This is a genomic window from Rahnella ecdela, from assembly GCF_019049625.1.
GTDB lineage: Bacteria > Pseudomonadota > Gammaproteobacteria > Enterobacterales > Enterobacteriaceae > Rahnella > Rahnella ecdela.
In genome coordinates this window covers 1-483 of record NZ_JAFMOY010000045.1, presented here as the reverse complement: position 1 = coordinate 483, position 483 = coordinate 1, and the positions used below count along the sequence as shown (strand labels likewise).

2 pseudogenes are annotated in these 483 nt (G+C 55.1%); both read left to right on the top strand.

The window, feature by feature from the left end:
* Positions 1–234 (top strand): annotated as a pseudogene (locus J1784_RS00210) (hypothetical protein); the annotation flags it as partial.
* Positions 231–483 (top strand): annotated as a pseudogene (locus tag J1784_RS00205) (oxygen tolerance domain protein); the annotation flags it as partial. The pseudogenes J1784_RS00210 and J1784_RS00205, both read left to right, overlap by 4 nt.

The following is a 483-nucleotide window of genomic DNA, read 5'->3' as shown; positions in this document are numbered from 1 at the left end:
ATGACACTACGTCAGCAGGAACGAGACCGGCAGGCCGCACAGGGCAAGGAAAAGGACTATAAACCCGACGATATCAAATATGACCTGAAGAAAAATCAGGGCGTAAATCAGAAGGATATTCAGCCCGTTGCCAGTGCGGATCCGCAGATCGGCCAGTGGTACGACAATCTGGATGTTTCCCCTGCCGGTTTGCTGGAAAATCTCTACCGCTCACATCAGGAGACCACGCCATGAAAGGCCTGTTGCTGATCCTGCTGCTGACAGTTTTACCCGCACGCGCCGCGATGGATATCACCCGCGAACTGGTCGCGCCCGACAATGTGGTGCCAGGACAGCCGCTGCGCGTCACTGTCACATTCTGGACAGATACCTGGTTTAACCCGCCGCCACAGTGGCCAGATTTCATCATTGAAAACGGTTCGCTGCTCACCACGCCTTTACCTAATCAGCTGCTAAGCCGCCGCAAAGACGGTACCAGCTGGA